The organism is Bifidobacterium sp. ESL0790, assembly GCF_029395435.1.
GTDB lineage: Bacteria > Actinomycetota > Actinomycetes > Actinomycetales > Bifidobacteriaceae > Bifidobacterium.
In genome coordinates this window covers 2129328-2148764 of record NZ_CP113915.1, presented here as the reverse complement: position 1 = coordinate 2148764, position 19437 = coordinate 2129328, and the positions used below count along the sequence as shown (strand labels likewise).

Sequence of the window (19437 nt, the reverse complement as noted above, 5' to 3'; positions counted from 1 at the left end):
TACAAAACCTGAAACGTTGAAATTCCGCCATTGTGGCTTCGCTATCTGTCACTTTTGTAACCCGGGTTTCGCGAGATGACCGTTTTCGCGACGTCGTCTGGTGCCGCCAAGTGCCTACTTTCTTGAGTTCCTTGAGACGATTTGGTAGGCGACGAGCAGCACGGCGACCCAGATCGGGCCGACGATCACGGCGATGCGGTAGCTGGGGGAGAAGCACATCAGCACGATGACGGCCGCCATGAACGCCAGCACCGCCCACGGGGTGACGCGGTGGAACGGCAGCTTGAAGGCGATGTGGTCGAGCGCGTCCTGCCCGCGCAGCCCCGCGAGCAGGTTCGGCCCGCGCCCGGCGGCGACGGCCTTGCGGAACTTCATCTCGGTGATGAGCACCATGCCCCAGTTGATGAGCGCCGAAATCGTGGCGATGCTCATCAGGTAGTTGAACGCGAATTCGGGCCACAAAAAGACGACCACGACGGCGATGATGGTGACCGCGGCCGAGGTGAGCACGCCGTTGGCCGGCACCCCGCGCGAGTTGAGCTTGCCGAGGTATTTCGGCGCGTTGCCTTGCTGCGCCAGCGAGTAGAGCATGCGCGAGTTGGAGTAGAGCGCCGAATTATAGACGCTCATCACCGCGGTCAGGCAGATGAAGTTGAGGATGCCGGCCGCCGCGTGCACGCCCACCGAGTCGAAGATCTGCACGAACGGGCTGGATTTGCCGTCAATCGTGTTCCACGGCACCACGGCCATGATGACGCCGAGCGAGAAGATGTAGAAGACCAGGATGCGCGCGATGATGCCGTTCGTGGCCTTGGGAATGGTGCGGCGCGGGTTTTCCGCCTCGCCGGCGGTGATGCCGATGAGCTCGGTGCCGCCGAAGCTGAACATCACCACGCACAGCGCCATCAGCAGGCCCGTCCATTGGCCGTTCGGGCCGGGGGTGCGCGTCATGAGGCCGTTGGGCAGGAACCCGTTGCCGACGGTGAACCAGTTGGCGAACGAGGCGCGGATGCCCGAGGCGGTGGGCAGGTTGAAGATGATGACCGCCAGCCCGCCGAGGATCATCGCCACCACGGCCACGATTTTGATGATGGCGAACCAGAACTCGAACTCGCCGAATTTCGAGACGCCGAGCAGGTTGGCCGCGGTGATGACCACGAGGAACACGGCAGCCGATACCCATGCGGGAATCGCCGGGAACCAGTAGTTGACGAACGAGCCGACCACCGAGAGCTCGACCATGGAGACGAGGATGTAGTTGAACCAGTAGTTCCAGCCGGAGACGAAGCCAGCGCGCTTCGACCAGTATTGCGTGGCGTAGTAGCTGAAGGCGCCGGCGTTCGGGTCCTCCACACTCATCTCGCTCATCGCGCGCACAATCATGAAGATGGCCACGCCGCCGATGAGGTAGGCGAGCAGGATGCTGGGGCCTGCCAGCGAGATCGATTCGCTGGAGCCGTAGAAGAGACCGGTGCCGATCGCGCCGCCCAGTGAGATGAGCTGGATATGGCGGTTCTTCAGCGAGCGTTGGAGCGTGGGCTGTTTCGCTGGTTTTGTGGGCTTCGCAGGTTGGCCGGGTTGCCCGGATTGTCCGAATGGCCCAGATTGCGAGGTCTGTGAAGTCTGTGATAAGGAATCGGACGCGGGATTGGTCGCGTTGGCTGTGCCGGCGCTCGCGTTCATGTTGTTGGTCACCTTTGTGTTGTTGCGGGAACTGGAAGTGTCGCCTGAGGCCGCGCTCGCGGTTTCGCCGGCACCGTCGTGCCGGCCGCTGTGATTGCTCATATTCGCTCCCTACCGCCATCTCCTGCGACTCACGGGCGATACATCGGGAAACGAGCGATGTCAGCATTTTATGTCATCGCTATGTCATCAAGCATCCCCCGTCCACCGACCCAATTCCGAATCCCGCCATAATTAAGCCGCTGACCGCGACTCGGTGGCCCATTTATGTCGCAAAGATAAAATTCCGCCATAATTAAGCCGCTGACCGCCATTCAGTGGCTCAAAAATGTCGTGAAAATAAAATTCCGCCATTTTGAGGCCTCTTGGCGTCGCTCAGCGGCCTATTTATGGCGCAATCTGGCGGTTGGGTGGTGTTGGGGTTGCGAATAACTGGGGATAGCGGCGAAATAAACGGGCGGAATAAACCAGCAGAAGATATTTGGATATGTAATATTGTCCACGATATGTATAGCCGAAACACGATTGTCACCGAGCGCGGCGTACTCTATGCCATATTATGACTGAAAACAAGGGAACACAGGGCGTGACCAACGGAAACCAGGCTGGCACCCCGACCAACGCCGCGCCGGGTAACGGTAACGGTAACGGCAGCGGCGACGGCAACGAGCTCGAGCGCGGCCTGAGCAACCGCCACGTCCAATTCATCGCGATCGGCGGCACCATCGGCACGGGCCTCTTCCTCGGCTCCGGCAAATCCATCGCGCTCACCGGCCCGAGCATCATCCTGGTCTACATCCTCGTCGGCCTGATCATGTTCCTGCTGATGCGCGCCATCGGCGAGCTGATGTACCACGACCCGAACCAGCATACCTTCATCAACTTCATCGGCCGCTACCTCGGTGCCGGCTGGGGCCATTTCGCGGGCTGGACCTACTGGATCGTGCTCATCCTCATGGGTCTCTCGGAGCTCACCGCCGTCGGCACCTATTTCGTCACGTTCTTCGACACGTTCGGCTTCAACCTGCGCCAATGGCAGCCGCTCATCGAGCTCTGCTTCCTTATGGTGCTCGTGCTCATCAACCTCATCGCCGTCAAGGCGTTCGGCGAGACGGAGTTCTGGTTCTCGATGATCAAGATCACGCTGATCGTCGGCCTGATCGTCACCGCCGTGGTCATGGTCATCATCGGCTACCATTATCCGTCCGTCCACATCCACGGCATGGACCACGTCAGCCCCGCCGGCCGCGCCCAGGTCGGCAACCTCTTCAACGGCTTCGCGCTGGCACCCCACGGCTGGATGGCGTTCCTGATGAGCTTCCAGATGGTCTTCTTCGCCTACGAGATGATCGAGTTCGTCGGCGTCACCGTCTCCGAGACCAAGAACCCGCGCAAGGTGCTCCCGAAGGCGATCAACGAGATCATCATGCGCATCCTCATCTTCTACGTCGGCGCGCTCATCGCCATCATGCTCATCGTGCCGTGGGAGACCTTCAAGCCCAACAAGGACGGCTCCTTCGCCTCCCCGTTCATCATGGTCTTCCAGTACGCGGGCCTCAACTGGGCCTCGGCGCTCGTCTTCTTCGTGGTCCTCACCGCCGCGTCGTCCGCGCTCAACTCGCTGCTCTATTCCGCCGGCCGCCACCTCTTCCAGCTCGCGGAGATCTCCAAGTCGCCCACGCTGCGCAAGTTGCGCGTCATCTCGAAGAACAAGGTGCCCGCCCGCGCCATCTTCGTCTCGGCCTGCTTCATCCTGCTGGCTCCGGTCATCAACGCGATTCCGCAGATCTCCAGCGCGTTCGTGCTCTTCTCGTCGGCCTCCAGCGCCGTGATCATCTTCGTCTACGTGCTCACGATGGTCGCCCACCAGCTCTACCGCCGCTCCTCCGACTTCGAGGCGAACGGCTTCCTGATGCCGTCCTACAAGGTCACCGGCGCCATCACCATCGCCTTCTTCGTGTTCATCTACATCACGCTCTTCCTCTCGAACGACACGCGTGGCCCTGCCATCGCCGGGCTCGTCTGGCTGGTCGTTTTCGGCGGCTACAGCCTGATCAGCCACCGCGGTGAGCAGGTCGTCGAGCTCAAGGGCTGAGCGACGGGTTCGGTCGCAGTTGGCTGCCGGCGGGGCTGGCTTATCGGCTGCCGGCTCTGAGAGTTGTTGGTTCTGTCGGCTGTCGGCTACTGGCTCTCAGTTCTTGGCTGCAGGTTATGGGTTGTCGGCCTCGGCTGCCAGTTGCTGGTTCTGCAGGTTGCTGGCTGTCGGTTGCTGGTTCTGCAGGTTGTTGGTTGTGCCGATTGCTGGCTTTCCCAATTTCCGATTGTGACCTGTCGGCCAGTGGCCCCATCGACTGGGCTGAGCTCTGACTGCCTACTGCTGCTTACTCCTGCCTACGCCCTCTCCGCACCCTCTGCACGCTTCCTAACGCGCATTCGTCAGCGACAGGAAGGGCGCACTGGCGCGAGTTCTCTTTCGTCCGCAAGGCGTGGCGAGAGTTCTAAACGCTGCTGAGGGGAGAGGATCCTTCGCGTTTTTGGGCTTGCGAGGGCAGTTTGAGCGCGGAATTTGGCACCGTCTCAAATAGTGGAACGAGATGTATCACAAATAGCTGAAAATGAGCCTACCGCTTAGGCAACAATTCCAGCGGTTTACGTTCGTTTTGGCACGTTTCGCGCCGCGGCTCCAGCGGTTTTGGGACGGGTCGACTGGTTCTTTGTCGTGAAATCCTGAATTCGTCGCATTTTATGGAGACTTGACGTCGCCGGATATGGTGAAAAGGTAGATGTATCAAGGATTACGCTATAGGTTAAAACGTTTAATGTGATACACGCCAAGGTTTTTCGTACCAGATAAATAGACAAAAACTGTATAGTTTAACCCCTTTTTATTTGGCTGTTTATGTACGAAATGTCGTCTTACAAAGCCTGATTTACCGGCGTTTGTAGTACTTTGACGGAATTTGCATTACTAAGAACCATATTGCAACACGTCCCGTGATAAATGGATACAATAGATTTTGTCATGCTGCTGTTGTCGAGAGGATAGGTTGCTATTGGAGGTCTGTCCTCTTGGGGTGAGCTTGGAACGGCACCGTTCCGGGCCGCTTGATTGAAGAGGATTAATGTGCTGAGCGTGGAGTTAATTAAGCAAAAAGTCATATTTATCTGATTTTTGGCTTTAGAAATACCCCATTTTGTACATTTGTCTGATAAAAAGTAATATACTGGATTTGTTATACATATGACTATAACAAAGAGTGAAGGAAGGCAATTATGGCTGAGACAATGCAGGCGCAACATGGTACCCGTGAACGCCGCGAGAGGACTTGGTGCGTTCGCGCCACGGCCGAGCTTGGTGACTGGGTGCTCTCCGGAGCTGCCGATGAGGAGGTTCGCCCCTCCACGTTGATTCGCGAGGCGGTGCGTGAGTATCTCGACACTCACCACGCTGACGTTCGTCCGGTTGCGGCGACAGCCTGAATCAAAGGTTTTAGGCACGTTTTCTGACTCCGAGATGTAATCGGTGCCAGTCGGGTGGAGGCGTGCGCAAACAAGTGGACGCGATGATCGCAATGGCGCGGTCATCGCGTTTTCTTATGCCTGGATGTCGTGAGGGTCCCGGGTGCGAGGTGTGACGTGGTCCGGGCCGTGCCTCCCCCGCGGCCGTCCCACATGGCGTTTGTGACGCTGTTTGCCAATAATGCGTCGCATTTGCAATGTGTATTTTCGTCATGTGGTTTCCTTTTAGCTGAAAAGGCTTACGGTGTTAGATATTTCTGGTATTAATCTTTATGTCATTAATCAACTGAACGAATAGGGGTGGTGATGGACTTCGAACAAGAGGCGTTGCAGGCGCTGCGCCGCGACGTGCATGGCGGCAAATCGGCCATGTGGCACCAGGTCGAGGGCGCGGGCAAGGGCGAGCCGTTCGTGCTGCGCCACCTGCTCAAGCACGGCGTGCAGACCCCGTCGCGCCTGGCCGGGGCGCTCCACGCCAGCTCGGGGCGCATCTCGGCGCTGCTGGGCTCGATGGAGAAAAAAGGCTATGTCACCCGCGAGATCGACGACCACGACCGCCGCAATATCCTCGTCACTCTGACCGACAAGGGCACCGAGCGGGCCAGGCATGACCGCGACGACGTCGACTCGGTGGTGCGTTGGATCTTCTCGCAGATGGGGGAACGGCGAACGCGCGAGTTCGTGGAGCTCGCCGGCGAGTTCATGACCTACATGTCGGTGTGCACGCCCGGCGGTCCGCGGCCCAGCGCCGAGGATGTGCGGCAGGCGTTCGCCGAGCGTGAGGAGCGCGACCGGCAGGACGAGTCGCCAGGGGATTCTGGCGGCGGAGCAGATGGCTCCGGAAGAACTGCCGATGGTGCCAAAGGCGCAGAGGGTCTGAATGACACTGCTGACGCGGTTTCAAGCGCCGATGGTTCGGGCGGTTCCAAACAGGCCAAAGTCGCCAAGACGGCAGTCCCGAAAGGATAGATCTCGTCACTGTGGTTTTCGCTGGTTTCGCCTGTAATATCAACGATTTAAGGGTTAATAAAGTAGCCGCCAAGCCGGCTGGCGAAACACCTGATTCGCGTACGGTGAAATACCGAGAAAACGCAAGGATGGCGAGTATTGTTCTTGTCGTCATGAATGGTTAACACTATTAGGAATTTTGGGTGTATGGTAATGCAAGTCTGGAATTCACCAAGGAACGACACGACAACGTAACGAACACAACATAAGCGTCATGTCCGGCAGGCGGCCGGATTGCGCGCAGCAGATACCTATATATAGACGCCAAAACGTAAATACCAATACCAAATACAAGAAAGGGAGAGCATGCTTCGCATCAGCAAATACCTCTCCAAATCGGAGATCGGGCAGTTGATCCTGAGCCTTGCATTCATCGCGGGCCAGGTCTTCTTCGACCTGAAACTGCCTGACTACATGTCGAAGGTCACGGCGCTGGTCGAGACGCCGGGCAGCCACATGGGCGACATCTTCAAAGAGGGCGGCAAGATGCTGCTCGTCTCGCTCGGCTCGGTGGTCTGCGCCATCATTGTCGGCTACTTCATGGCCCGCGTCGGCGCCTCCTTCAGCCAGCGCCTGCGCTCGCTCGAGTTCCGCAAGGTCGAGTCCTTCGGGCCCGCGGAGATGAACAAGTTCTCCACCGCGAGCCTCATCACCCGCTCCACCAACGACATCACGCAGATCCAGATGTTCATCACCATGGGCGTGCTGCTGATCTTCCGCGCGCCGATCATGGCAGTGTGGGCCATCTTCAAGATCGCGGGCAAGGGCTTCGAGTGGACCGTGGCGACGGCCGTGGCGACCGTGGCGATGTTGGTCTTCGTGGTCATCATCATGATCCTCGTGATGCCGAAGTTCCGCTCGATGCAGCGCCTGACCGACAACATCAACGCCGTGGCCCGCGAGAACCTGACCGGCCTGCGCGTCGTCCGCGCCTACAACGCCGAGGACTACCAGGAGAGCAAGTTCGCCAAGGTCAACGCCGATCTGACCAATACCCAGCTCTTCACCACCCGAGCGATGGCAGCGATGAATCCCGTGATGAGCTCCGTGATGAACGGCCTCGGCCTCGCGATCTACTGGATCGGCGCCTACCTCATCAAGGACGCGGCGCTGCCGGCCGACCGCCTGACCTACTTCTCGAACATGGTCGTCTTCTCTAGCTACGCGATGCAGGTCATCATGGCCTTCCTGCTCTTGAGCATGGTCTTCGTGCTCTGGCCGCGCGCCGACGTCTCCGCGCAGCGTGTGATGGAAGTGCTCGACACCGAACCCGGCGTCAAGTCCGGCACGCTCACCCAGGGCAAGCCGGGCGAGACCGGCACCATCGAGTTCCGCGACGTCAGCTTCGCCTACCCGGGCACCCGCGAGGCGATGCTCAAAGGCATCAACTTCAAGGCGGACAAGGGCCAGACCGTCGCCTTCATCGGCTCCACCGGCTCCGGCAAATCCTCGCTGGTCAACCTCGTGCCGCGCTTCTACGACGCGACCGAGGGCGAGGTGCTGGTCGACGGCGTGGACGTGAAGGACTACGACATCAAGGCCTTGCGCGACAAGATCGGCTACGTGCCGCAGGAATCCGTGATGTTCAAGGGCACCGTGGAGTCCAACATCAGCTATGGCGACCGGCCGGGCGACTCGGAGGCCGTCGAAATCGCCGACACCTCCACTGCCAAGGGCCGCAAGCGCGAGTTGGCGCTCATCGCCGGCGAGGACAAGCGCGACGAGTTGAGCCCCGAGCAGAAGGCCGACGTGCGTGAGGCCAGCGACGTGGCGCAGGCCGACGAGTTCGTGGAGCGCATGGACGGCAAATATGAGGCGCCGATTTCGCAGGGCGGCTCCAACGTCTCCGGCGGGCAGAAGCAGCGCCTCTCCATCGCGCGCGCCGTTTACCGGCACCCCGAGATCATGGTCTTCGACGACTCGTTCAGCGCGCTCGACTTCAAGACGGATCGCGCGGTGCGCGACGCCCTGAAGCGCGAGGCCGGCGACGCCACCAAGCTCATCGTCGCCCAGCGCGTGGGCACCATCATGGACGCCGACACCATCGTCGTGCTCGACGACGGCAAGGTCGTCGGCGAGGGCACCCACAGGCAGCTCCTCGAAAGTTGCGAGGTCTATAAGGAGATCGCGGAGTCGCAGCTGAGCCCGGACGAGCTGGCTGCCTAAATGAGACACACCCAATTGGGGGTATTTAAATCAGGAATGGCGGAATTCCAAGGAAGAGAATTTAAATGCCCCTGTTTGGGTGTGCGGAAAACTAAAACAAACTTTAAAAGGAAAGAAATCATGCCAAGAATGAGGGGGCCGGCCGAGAAGCCGGCTGATTTCGGCGGGGTGATGCTCAAACTCGTCAGGTATTGCAAGAAATACCTGCCCGTCATCGTCATCGCGCTGATTCTGGGGGCCGCCGGCACCATCTGCCAGATCATCGGCCCGGACCAGTTGAAGAACATGACCAACGCCATCGCCAAGGGCATGCCCGCCCTGGTGCACGGCAAGCCCGTGATGGGCGCGGTCGACATGGGCGAGGTCACGCGCATCGCGTGGCTGCTGGTCGGCCTCTACGCCGGCTACGCCATCCTCGGCTACGCGCAACACTGGATGATGGCCACCGTCACCCAGCGCATCGCCCAGAGCCTGCGCAAGTCGATCTCCGACAAGATCAACAAGCTGCCGCTCAAGTACTTCGACCACACCAGCTATGGCGACGTGCTTTCGCGCATCACCAACGACGTTGACGCCATCGGCCAGACCCTGGGCCAGTCGCTGGGCATGCTCATCACCTCGGTCACGCTGTTCGTCGGCTCGCTGGTGATGATGTTCTATAACAACGTCATCATGACGGTGTGCGCCATCGTGGTCTCGCTTTTGGGCGTGGTCATCATGATGGTGATCATGAAGTACTCGCAGAAGTACTTCGCCCGCCAGCAGCTCGCGCTCGGCGACGTCAACGGCCACGTCGAGGAGATGTATTCCGGCCACATCGTCGTCAAGGCCTACAACGGCGAGGCGGATTCGGTGCGCCGTTTCAAGAAGTACAACAACGACCTCTATGATTCGGCGTGGAAGAGCCAGTTCCTCTCGGGCCTGATGAATCCGCTGATGAACCTTGTGGGCAACCTCGGCTTCGTGACCGTCTGCATCGTCGGCGGCGCGCTCGCCATCAACGGGCAGATCGAGTTCGGCGTCATCGTGGCGTTCATGATGTACGTCCGCCTCTTCACCCAGCCGCTTTCGCAGTTCGCGCAGGCCTTCCAGAACCTGCAGCGTTGCGCCGCCGCCTCCGAGCGCGTCTTCGGCTTCCTCGAGGAGCCTGAGATGAGCGACGAGAGCAAGAAGCCCACGTTGCTTGGCCGCGACCCGAAGACCGGCGAGCCCACCCGCGTGCGTGGCGACGTCGAGTTCAAGCACGTCAGCTTCGGCTACGAGCCCGGCAAGCCGATCATCCATGACTTCTCCGCGTCCGTGAAGGCGGGCCAGAAGGTCGCTATCGTCGGTCCCACCGGCGCCGGCAAGTCCACGATGGTCAACCTGTTGATGCGCTTCTACGACATCGACGGCGGCTCCATGTCCATCGACGGCATCGACACCTCCACCGTGCCGCGTTCGAACGTGCACGACCAGTTCTCGATGGTGCTGCAGGACACGTGGGTCTTCAACGGCACCGTCAAGGAGAACATCGCCTACTCGAAGCAGGGCGTCACCGACGAGCAGATCGAGGACGCGTGCAAGGCCGTGGGGCTCGACCACTACATCCGCTCGTTGCCGCAGGGTTACGACACCGTGCTCGACGACAAGTCCTCGCTTTCGCAGGGGCAGCGCCAGCTGATGACGATCGCCCGCGCGATGGTACAGGACGCGCCGATCCTGATCCTGGACGAGGCGACCTCGTCGGTCGACACCCGCACCGAGGAGCTCATCCAGAAGTCGATGGACCAGCTGACCGTGGGGCGCACGAGCTTCGTGATCGCGCACCGCCTCTCGACCATCCGCAACGCCGACATGATCCTGGTGATGAACCACGGCGACATCATCGAGCGCGGCACCCACGACGAGCTGCTGGCCAGGGGCGGCTTCTATGCCGACCTCTACAACAGCCAGTTCTCCACGCTGGTGGCGTGAGGCGGGCGGCGTGAGATGTGAGGCGCGTGGGTGGCTTGAAAAGAGTCGCCTTTCGTAAGAAGGAGTGGGGTTTCCTGCGGTGTGTGGCCTCCCGGGTCTTTTGATTCGGGAGGCCACACGCGTTTGAAGGGTATAGGCCGGCGCGCGAGGGCTGGCGGATGTTCTGATGCACGCCTCTTGTGTCGGTATGTTAAAGAATGGAACATGCGTCGAAACGTCATTGCGTCTGGCGCCGGTGCCGTTTCATCGGTGGCAAAACTTTGTTTATGCTGTGTCTGTTTTATATTTGTCTAATTATTAGTAAATCATTTGCCGTACTATCTAAATTTATTGATGGTTTTGAGAATTTCTGATTTTCGGTACTGAAAATGACCATACAAATTGTGTTACATTGCTGGATAACCGCAGAAAATAAAGGGTTTGAAGAAATTTTTCACGGGATTGCCTTATATATTTCGTGATACGATTCGTGATGAATTGGGCGAAAGTGCCAAGTAAGTGTAAAACCTTTGACGAAATGAGATTCGGGGATGGGGCCTGATGCGTGATCGCCATTGTTGCAGCTTGTTTGGGCCGATAGTGAATTCTTTTATAACGATAAAACAAAATTCCATAAGACCGCGAAAGCCGATGGATGAGGTACCAGAGGCTATTCGCGTGGCTGATTGTGCTTGTAGCCGTGGTGTTGGTGGTGTCAAGCGTGATGGTCGCCGCCAATATGGACGCTTGTCGCTGGCAATCTCATGGAACGCGGTGAGAACGCTTGCGTTTGACGACGATACGAACGCCTCAGCAGCGAAACGAAAGAAGCAAGGAAGGCAATTTCATGAACGGGAAATTGAATCTTCGCGCGTTGGCGGGAATCGCGGTCTCGACCGCCACCCTGCTCGCGCTCATACCGTTGGGCTCGGCGAACGCCGACCCGGCCCAGCTCAACATGGGCACCAACACCGACACGACGACCATCACCATCACCGGCCCCGCCGGAAGCCTCGAAGGCCACTCCTTCAAGGCCGTGAAGATCGGCGACTACGACAACGCCACCGGCAACGCCAGCGACCACTCACTCGCCAGCGTCTCGGTGAGCACCGTCGCCGGTGTGAAGACCGACGCCGCCGCCGCGCTGCACAGCGTGGACTCGAGCTCCCCTGGGGCCGGCTACGACGGCAACCCGGTCGGCGAGGTCGCCTCGAGGTGGCTCGGCTATTCGGCCGCCTCATACACCAACACCGACAAGGACGAGACCTCGAACTCGGGCACCGCCGCCAACGCTTGGAACGGCAACCTTCGTAAGTTCGTCACCAACCTCGCCGCGCAAACCGATTTCAACACCTCCATGGGCTCCAGCTCGATCACGGCCGGCCCCGGCGGCGCCAGCGACACGTCCGTCCAGTTCACGGGCGTCGAACCCGGCATCTACGTCATCGAGGACGTCACCGCCCGCGGCGTGGGCGGCTCCAGCGCGCACAAGAACTCGATCCCCATGCTGGTGAGCACGGGCATCAAGCTCAAGGACGACGCCACCGCCTATATGTCCATCGGCGGGCAGGCGCTTGGCACGGTCTCGATCAAGAAGGACGAGCCAAGCGTCGCCAAGGCGCTTGACGGCAGCAACAACGACCCCTCGGTCGGCGGCACGCTGCACTACAAGCTCACCGGCTCGGTGCCGCTGACCACTGGCTATACCCACTATGTCTACACGCTGGCCGACAACCCGTCGCAACCCGGCCTGACGTATAACAACGACGCCGTCGTGAAGGTGGGCAACACCACGCTGACCGTCGGCACGCAATACACCGTCGACGCCACGCATATGTATGCCTCGCCGAACGGTGCCAGCACGCGCTATATCGTCTTCGACCTCACCCCGAGCATCATGAGTTTCCACTACCAGGATCCGATCACGGTCACCTATTCGATGAAGGTCAACGACAACGCCGCGGGCGGGGCTCTACAGAACGGCGTGACCTTGGGCTACTCCAATAACCCGGGCAACCAGCCGAGCAGCGACTCCAGCCAGACCGGCACCGATGGCAACGGCGACGGCCAGGTCACCGACTGCTCCGCCTCGGGCGCGCCCAGCGGCTGCACCAACGGCTCGATCACCAACAACGTCGTGCCCGGCAGCTCCAACAGCGGCTCCACGGCCTACATGCGCCACTTCGACCTCATCAACGAGAAGAAGATCGACAACTCCGGCCTTGAAGGCGCCAAGTTCCAGGTCGTCGACAGCACCGGCCACGTGATCAACTTCCTGAAGATGGGCAACGGCTCCTACAAGAAGTCCGTCTCGCAGAGCGCCGCCACCGGTTCGGACCCAAGCGCTTCGGCGGCAGGCACCGACCTCACGGTCTACGCGGGCACCGCAGGTAGCTCCTCGGGTGACGACCCGATCAGTTCCGGCCAGCTGCGCGTCGACGGCTTGGCCGATGGCGACTACACCGTCAAGGAAGTCGCCGCCGCGCCCGGGTTTTCCGGCACGTTCCTGCCCTCCACCAAGGTCACTTTGAAAGGCAACGCCAGCGCCCCCGCGACCGACGCGTTCACCAACACCGCCGACGTGTGGGGCCTGATCGCCGCGCACAGCACGCTGACCGATGTGGGCATGACGCAGAACAACGCCGTGATCGTCTGGAACATCAATTCCGTCTCGCAGCTGCCGTTGACCGGTGGCGCGGGCGTGATCCTCGCGTTGCTGATCGTGGTGGCGCTCGCCATCATCGCCGCGGTGCTGATCATGACGCGCCGCCGCCTCAACAAGCAGTGAGGTTGTTGGAGTAAACGACGGTAACGCTGGTAACGGCGTTAAACGGCGGTAAACGCCGGACATGATGGGGGTGTGGCCTGTTGCTTTGCGATTTGTGCGCAGCGGGTTGCGCCCCATTTTGCCGTGGTGGTTGCCGTGTGTCTGCCGTATGTTTTCTATCCGGAGCGTAATGCGCGCTGAATAGTACAGGGGATATATAAGATATACACGCAAAACATTGCGGCAACCATCCAGTGATATTGGCGGGATTCCAACATAAATTCGTGGCTGTCGCGCTATATATCGCTGCTATGCGCCAGCGCTTTGAGCCAACTCGCATTCATGGGCGAACCCGAGGAGCGGCGGAGTCTGGACAGTGATGGACATATCGGAAGGGGAGCGCATGGCGTCAACGAAAGGCGTGACGGCCGGAGCTGGGTCTCGGGCCGAGGCTGCCGGCGACGTCGACCTTGCGCGCACCTTCCAGCAGATCATCGCCGACAAAGAGGGCTCAAGGCTCGGCCGGCGCGTGGCCATCATCGTCATCGACGCGCTCATCGTCATCTGCCTGATCGCGCTGGTCGTGGCGATCAGCTGGTTCCCGGCCCGCTGGATGATGACCTCGTACCAGCAGAACGCGGACGTGGCCGCCTCCGTCGACCGCATCTCGAAATGGCCGCAGGGCAAGGTGGCCGACGAATACCATCGCGCCCAGGCCTACAACGCGAAGGTGGCGGCCTCCGGGCAACCGCTGCTCGGCGAGTTCGTCGACCCCTTCGACACCGGTAACCCCAAGGCCAAGCCGAAGTCCGAGAAGGACCAGGAATACCAGTCCCTGCTCAACGACGGCACCGGGATGATGGGCACCATTCGCATCCCCAAGATCTCCGTGAAAATGCCGATCTACCACGGCACATCCGACGCGGTGCTCCAACATGGGGCGGGGCATCTCTACGGCACGAGTCTGCCGGTCGGCGGGCCGTCGACCAACGCCGTGCTCAGCGGCCACACCGGCCTGCAGAACGCGCTGCTTTTCACGCGCATCGACGAGCTCAAGAAGGGCGACATCTTCTACGTGCAGACCCTCGGGCGCACCATGGGCTACCGCGTGGTCGGCATCCACGTCATCAAGCCCGACGACACCCACCTCTACAAAATCGTGCCCGGGCAGGACCTCGTCACCCTCATGACCTGCACGCCCTACGGCGTCAACACCGAGCGTCTGATCATCACCGGCACGCGCCAGCCCATCCCCGAGCCGATTCCCGAGCCGGATGACGCCAAGGGCGACCCGATCGTCTACGGCGTGCTCGTGGCGCTGGGCGGCCTGGTGATTGGCCTGGCATGGGTGCGCTCGCGTCATCGCAAGCCCTGGACCATCCAGCATTCCGCCGTGCTCATGCTTCCGCCCCACTTCGGCCGCGCCCCATGGTGGTCGCCTTTTGCCCACCTGTTCGCCTGGCTGACTCATTTCGGCACCCACCCCGGAGCGCATTCCGCCGCCCATTCCCGCCAGGGTTGAGGTTTTCGGTTTTAAATCTGGGGACGGGTATTTGGCTTTGTAATTTGGGTTTATTTCGCGACCCAAAACTACTTATTCCAGGATGCCTTTCATTTGCAAACTTGAAGGTTCGGCGTTTGCTTTTTTGAACGTCTCGTATTTGCAAACTTGAACGTTGGTTATTTGCTTTTTTAAACGTCGGGTCTCGCTTTCGTTGGAATTTCAGCGAAAACAGAGGATTGACAAAATCGCTGAAAAGGGGACTCTCGGCGACCCAAAATAAGCCCTGTGAGACGCGCGTTTTACTCCACGACGGCGCTGCTGGAGTGGAGGTCCAGGGTGAGCATCGGGGTGCCGGGGCGGCTGGTGTTGCGGCCGGCGACCTCGTCGATGAGTGTGGTGCCGTTGATGCGCAACGAGCTGCCGCGCAGGTTCGTGCGGTAGCCGAAGCCCTCGGGCAGTCCGGTGACGCGGGCGCTGCCGCTGTGGCACGTCAGATTCATGGCATCGTGGATGGTGCCGTTCCATTTCATGCTGCCGCTGTGGATGTCGAGGTTCGCGGCGACGGTGTCGGCCCGTTCGATTTTCGCCGAGCTGCTGTGCAGGTTCAGGTTGAGGCGCTCGCCATGAAGTCCGCTCGCCGAGAGCCCGGCGCTGTGGAGCTCGAAGTTGGCTTCCGCCAGTTGCGCCGACTCTGGAACGACCACCTCCACATGCGCGTTCCAACGGGCCGGGTTGAACGTGTCGAACAGTGAGAACGTGTCCCACGGAGTGCCGGTGTTGACGATGCGCAAGGTGCCGTCTTCGTTGACAATCCGGAAATCCTTCGCGCGGCAATGATGGAAGCGCACCTCGAAGCGGTCGCAGGGTTCCGTGTGCACGCGGCCGGCCAGGGAGCGGAGGCGAAGGTCGAGGTTGGTGATGGGCTTGCCTGCGGTGAGCGGCGTGCCTTGGATGTATACCGTGTTGCGGTTGTCTCGGGTTTCGTTGTCGTCTGTCCCGTGGGTGGATGGCTGATCGTCGGTCTCGTTGCTGGGTTGAGAGGCCTGATGGGTGGTTTTCAAAGCGCGGTCATTTGAGAGGTTTGCGGCGTATACGCCGTCGTCTTGCCCTTCCTTGTTCGCGAAGGGGTACATCGGATTCTCGTAAGAGTCGTTCGTTGAATCCATCGGTTCGGAGTCGTCGTAAGCGGCTTCATCCTCATCGGAATCGTCGGGATTGTCGAAAGTGTCGAAGGATGTTGCTGGCCTGCTGTCCTCAAACGCGTCGGAATGCTCGGTGTAGAAATTGTCTTGGAAATGCTTGGCCCAGCGTGCGATGAGATCGTAGGTGTCGGCGCAGAGCGTCACCGTTTCGCTGGCCTCGCTGAACGGCATGCCCGCCACCGAGCTACGCAGCCAATTCGCCACGTTGCGATGGTTCGTCTCCAGCGTCGTCAGCAGCTTGTGGCCTGTCGCCTCATCGGTTTGGTAGAGGTTGGCGATGACCGCGATGAAGTCGAACTGCACGTGCGGAGGCTCGGCGGCGATCTCGCGCATGAGCTCGTCAAAGCGAGAAAGGCCTTTCGTCGTGATGGTGTAAACGCGTTTTGACGAAGAGGAGTTGGTCTTGGAGCCGTCGCGGGCGATGGCTGTAAAGCCTTCCTGATTGAGCTTCAAAGAGACGCGGTAGACGGACTGCTCGCTGATTTTCACCCAGTTGCTCACGCCGCGCGAGAGCAGGAATTTGTTGATGTCATATGCGCTCATCGAATGGTCCTTCAACGCGCCAAGAATCATGAGCTCAATAGGAGATGCCACCATGCTAGCCTCATACTTTCATCAGAAGTACTCTCGACGAGAGTAATAGAGAATAGTATAGCTCTCTCATCGGCAAGCGCAAATTGGGGTGGTGGGGGTTGTGGAGGCGAATTGATGGGTGTGGTCGATTTAGGCAGTTTGGGTTGTGTTTAGCGGGTTTTGAGGCGGGGATTATATGGTTTTGGCCACAAATACGTCTGGTTAATCGCTTTACATATCATAAAAAATTTTAAAAAACAAGTCTTTTTTTCTGACGATTTTCACTTTATCCTAAACGAAGATTCCGGCACAACACTGTCGGAAAGCTTGAGTGAAGCGGAGATCCGATGGGAGCGAGAACGAAGCTGGCCAAGTGCGTGGCATGGGTGCCACTGCTGATGGTACTGGCGTTGCTGGGGTCCATGTTGTGCGCCCCGTCGCGCGCTGCCGCCGCGGATTCCTCAACGGCGAATGCTGCTTCCGCATCTTCCCGTTCCGTCTTCAACGTCGCTGACACCGCTGCCTCGGCCGATGATACATGGACTTCGATCGCCTCGGACTTGGGCAAGGATCTCAACCAGGTCGCCGCGACGTACGCTTCCGGCGACCGCTCCACGGCCTCTTCGCAGATGAGTGCCGCGTCATCGCGCTATACAGCCAGCAATTTCAGCCGTGCCGTGCGCGACACCCTCGGTGGTGACCGCCAGCAAAACGAGATGAACCAGTTCCAGTCGGTGCAGCAACTGACGTATAGCGACGGTCACGGCGACGAGCTTTCCGCCGGCATCGCCACGTTGACGGGCGAGCTCAACGACGCCGCCGCGCAACTGGACGCGAGCCCGAATCTCGCCAAGCCCAAGGCCTACGCGGCGCAGATCGAGCAGACCGTCGAGGCGCAGCGCAAGGTGCTGCAGAAGAACAAGAAAACCAAGTTCTACGGCAAGGGCAACCGCACCTGGGTCGAGGTCGCCGGGCAGATGGGCAAGGTGATCGACCAGGGCGTGGCCGCGGCGAAGGCCGGCAACGGCGAGAAGGGCGCCGACAAGGTCAACGAGGCTTACTACCAGTACTACGAAAAGCTCGGTTTCGAGAAGAACGTGATGAACGCGATCTCCGGCGCGCGCGTCTCCTACATGGAAAGCTGCTTCAAGGAGCTGCGCAAGGCGATGGTGCGTGGTGACGCTTCGGCCAGCATCGCCAAGAAGGCCAGCGAGCTCAAGGCCAACCTGGTCGTCGACGCCAAGAAGCTCGACGGCGGGGCCGAGGACCAGGTCAACGGCGCCACGAAATTCGCCACCAGCTCGGTCGGCCAGTCGTTCCTGATCCTCGTGCGCGAGGGGCTTGAGGCGTTGCTCGTGGTCGCGGCCATCATCGCCTACATGGTCAAAAGCGGCAACAAGAAACTCATCCGCTGGATCTACCTCGGCGTGGTCGTGGGACTTCTGGGCTCCGGGCTCATGGCGCTGCTTTTCGCGGTGTTTTTCAACGGCAACGGGCCGCAGCAGGAAAACATGGAGGGCGTGGTCGCGCTCATCGCGATGTGCATGCTCGTCTACACCAGCAACTGGATGCTTTCGAAGTCCGACACGGACGCCTGGAAATCCTATATCGGCAACAAGGCGAAGAAGGCCGTGGGCGATGTGGCGGCCTCCGATTCGCTCACGTTCGCGGGCGTGGTGTCGCTGGCGATGCTGAGCTTCCTGGCCGTCTTCCGCGAAGGCGCCGAGACCGTGATGTTCTACCAGAGCGTCTACTCGATGACCAAGGATTCGCGTGGCATGTGGATCGGCGGACTGGCGGCGGCCGTGGTGCTCGTCGTCGTGTTCGTGCTCATCCGCTTCACCTCCGTGAAGATTCCGCTGCGGCCGTTCTTCCTCATCACTTCTGTGCTGCTGGCGGTGTTGGCCGTCACCTTCGCGGGCGGCGGCGTGCACTCGCTGATCGAGGGCGACGCCATCGGCGGCACGTATCTCGCGACGATGCCCACCAACGAGTGGCTTGGCCTCTATCCGTACACGGAGACGATTATCGCGCAGATCATCGCCGCCGTGGTGATTGTCGTGCTGTTCGTCATCTTTTTGGCGCGGCAGCGGCATGAGAAATCTGTAACACAAAAATAGCTATTGGTATTACAAAACAGAAGAAATAACAAAGAAAAATAGGAGAAAACCATGAAGAAAAACAAGCTGACCGGCCTGCTGGCCATGGTCGTCGCCGGCGCTTTGGCGTTCTCGCTTGCCGCCTGCGGATCGAGTAACTCCAGCAGCGGCGACAAGGGCAAGTCCAGCTCGTCGTCCTCGCAGGACTCGAAGAAGAAGGCGAACAGCAACGGCGCGAAGTTCGAGGAGATCCCGATCGGGCACGACCAGCAGATCTTCCCGCTCAACATCGCGACCGTCTACTTCCAGCCAGTCGACATGTATCCGCAGGGCATGGGACTTTCCGCGGCCGAATCGAACCTCCACCTCGAGGCCGATATCCATGCGCTCAAGGACAACAACCTCGGCTACGGCACCGGCGACTTCATCCCGAAGCTCACCGTGAAGTACGAGATCCAGGACAAGAACGACCCGAACAACAAGCAGGACGGCACGTTCATGGAGATGAACGCCGACGATGGCCCGCACTACGGCGCCAACATCAAGCTCGACAAGGCTGGGCAGTACAAGCTCACCTACACGATCTACAGCCCCGAGACCAACGGCTGGACGCTGCACGTGGACCCGGATACCGGCGTGAAGGGCCGTTTCTGGACCAAGCCGATCGTGGCCACGTTCGACTGGAATTACGTCGTGCATCAGTGGTGAGCCGCTACGCGGAGGGCCAGGATATGCCATTCTCAGACACCCTCAAGGCCGGTAGGCCAAGCTTTATGTCTGAGAATGGCATATCCTGACCCACCGCTTCGCTGCTCCATGATGCGTTTGGACTGAGCGGATAAAAAACAGTTTTCATGGGGTTGCGAAAGTTTTTAGCTTACGTAGCGAGTGGCTAAACGGAATTTGGCAATTTTCTTTTATAAGTTTCATGTCGTGAATTAGTTGGTTTTGGAACTTTACAGTTCGTTGTTGAGCTGTGGT

The 19437-nt window shown here is 59.7% G+C and carries 10 protein-coding genes and 1 pseudogene; 9 read left to right on the top strand and 2 right to left on the bottom strand.

The window, feature by feature from the left end:
* Positions 1 to 114: 114 nt before the first annotated feature.
* The gene (locus OZY47_RS08170) at positions 115 to 1785 is read right to left on the bottom strand and encodes an amino acid permease (RefSeq protein WP_277177875.1); all 1671 of its coding nucleotides are present in this window, start codon (positions 1783 to 1785) and stop codon (positions 115 to 117) included.
* 457 nt (positions 1786 to 2242) lie between these two features.
* Here OZY47_RS08170 and OZY47_RS08165 point away from each other — a divergent pair, with 457 nt between their 5' ends.
* The 7 genes and pseudogenes from OZY47_RS08165 to OZY47_RS08135 all read left to right on the top strand — a co-directional run bounded on the left by OZY47_RS08165 (position 2243) and on the right by OZY47_RS08135 (position 14600).
* Positions 2243 to 3778, top strand: a complete 1536-nt coding sequence (locus OZY47_RS08165) for an amino acid permease (RefSeq protein WP_277177874.1) — start codon at positions 2243 to 2245, stop codon at positions 3776 to 3778.
* Between the two features lie 1178 nt (positions 3779 to 4956).
* Positions 4957 to 5163 carry a hypothetical protein gene (locus tag OZY47_RS08160; protein WP_277177873.1) on the top strand — a complete coding sequence of 69 codons (207 nt, stop codon included), beginning with the start codon at positions 4957 to 4959 and terminating at the stop codon, positions 5161 to 5163.
* Positions 5164 to 5508: 345 nt separating this feature from the next.
* A pseudogene (locus OZY47_RS08155) lies at positions 5509 to 5991 on the top strand (MarR family winged helix-turn-helix transcriptional regulator); the annotation flags it as partial.
* A 525-nt stretch (positions 5992 to 6516) separates the two neighbouring features.
* A complete protein-coding gene (locus OZY47_RS08150; protein WP_277177872.1) occupies positions 6517 to 8376 on the top strand; it encodes an ABC transporter ATP-binding protein in 1860 nt (619 codons plus the stop codon).
* A 120-nt stretch (positions 8377 to 8496) separates the two neighbouring features.
* Complete coding sequence (locus OZY47_RS08145) at positions 8497 to 10332, top strand: ABC transporter ATP-binding protein (protein ID WP_277177871.1); 1836 nt, start codon at positions 8497 to 8499, stop codon at positions 10330 to 10332.
* Between the two features lie 826 nt (positions 10333 to 11158).
* Complete coding sequence (locus OZY47_RS08140; protein ID WP_277177870.1) at positions 11159 to 13099, top strand: isopeptide-forming domain-containing fimbrial protein; 1941 nt, start codon at positions 11159 to 11161, stop codon at positions 13097 to 13099.
* A gap of 382 nt (positions 13100 to 13481) precedes the next feature.
* Positions 13482 to 14600 carry a class C sortase gene (locus tag OZY47_RS08135; protein ID WP_277177869.1) on the top strand — a complete coding sequence of 373 codons (1119 nt, stop codon included), beginning with the start codon at positions 13482 to 13484 and terminating at the stop codon, positions 14598 to 14600.
* A gap of 281 nt (positions 14601 to 14881) precedes the next feature.
* Here OZY47_RS08135 and OZY47_RS08130 read toward each other — a convergent pair whose 3' ends face one another.
* Entirely contained in the window at positions 14882 to 16381 is a 1500-nt protein-coding gene (locus tag OZY47_RS08130) for a PadR family transcriptional regulator (protein ID WP_277177868.1), read from the bottom strand.
* A gap of 323 nt (positions 16382 to 16704) precedes the next feature.
* On the opposite strand from OZY47_RS08130, the gene OZY47_RS08125 reads away from it, so the two are divergent.
* Both OZY47_RS08125 and OZY47_RS08120 read left to right on the top strand, forming a co-directional pair.
* Positions 16705 to 18477: an FTR1 family protein gene (locus tag OZY47_RS08125; protein ID WP_277177867.1), complete on the top strand. Its 1773-nt coding sequence runs from the start codon at positions 16705 to 16707 to the stop codon at positions 18475 to 18477.
* A 51-nt stretch (positions 18478 to 18528) separates the two neighbouring features.
* On the top strand, positions 18529 to 19164 hold the full coding sequence (locus OZY47_RS08120) for an iron transporter (protein WP_277177866.1): 636 nt from the start codon (positions 18529 to 18531) through the stop codon (positions 19162 to 19164).
* Positions 19165 to 19437 lie beyond the last annotated feature (273 nt).